The sequence below is a fragment of the Burkholderia sp. E168m23 genome (assembly GCF_016586125.1).
In the GTDB taxonomy this organism is placed as follows: Bacteria; Pseudomonadota; Gammaproteobacteria; order Burkholderiales; family Burkholderiaceae; genus Burkholderia; species Burkholderia orbicola.
Window position 1 is genome coordinate 1 of the sequence record NZ_BCPP01001699.1, and the last position, 558, is coordinate 558.

The following is a 558-nucleotide window of genomic DNA, read 5'->3' on the forward strand; positions in this document are numbered from 1 at the left end:
CCCGAACGCGGCGAACACGTGCGGCAACACGAACAGGCCGATCGCGCCCGCGATCAACTGGCCGACGACCCACAGGCCGTATACGCGGTCGCTGTTCTGGCTCGTCGCCGCGCTCGTCATGCAGAGCACCATCAGCGAGCCGCCGCCGAGCGCGGTGACGGCGCGCAGCGCGAGCAGCGCGGCGAAGCCCGGCATCCACAGCGCGGTCAGCAGGTTGCCCGCGCCGAACAGCACGACGGCGAACGCGGCGACGCGGCGCGCGTCGATGCGGCCGAGCCACAGGTACGACGGCGCGGTCGCGAGGCTGAACGCGCCGAGTTCCACGAAGAAGTAGGTGCCGATCTGCGACGCGGACAAGCCGAGCTGCGTCGCGAGCTGACCGGCAACGGCGGGCGCCACGAGCAGCAACAGCGGCGTGATGGCCGCGAACACGACGAGCGCGACCAGCGTCGAGCGCGCGAACGTCGACGCGCGGCCGTCGGGTGAGAGTGAGGCATCCGGGGACAGGGTCTTCATGGCGGGGTCTCGTTGAGTGAATCAGAACAGGTGGTACATGCC

The 558-nt window shown here is 70.4% G+C and carries 1 protein-coding gene; it reads right to left on the minus strand.

Going from position 1 to position 558, the window contains the following annotated elements; genetic code table 11:
• Positions 1 to 516, minus strand: a 516-nt coding sequence (locus JMF90_RS39745; protein WP_374104355.1) for an MFS transporter, incomplete at its 3' end; no start/stop codon positions are given.
• Between the last annotated feature and the right edge of the window lie 42 nt (positions 517 to 558).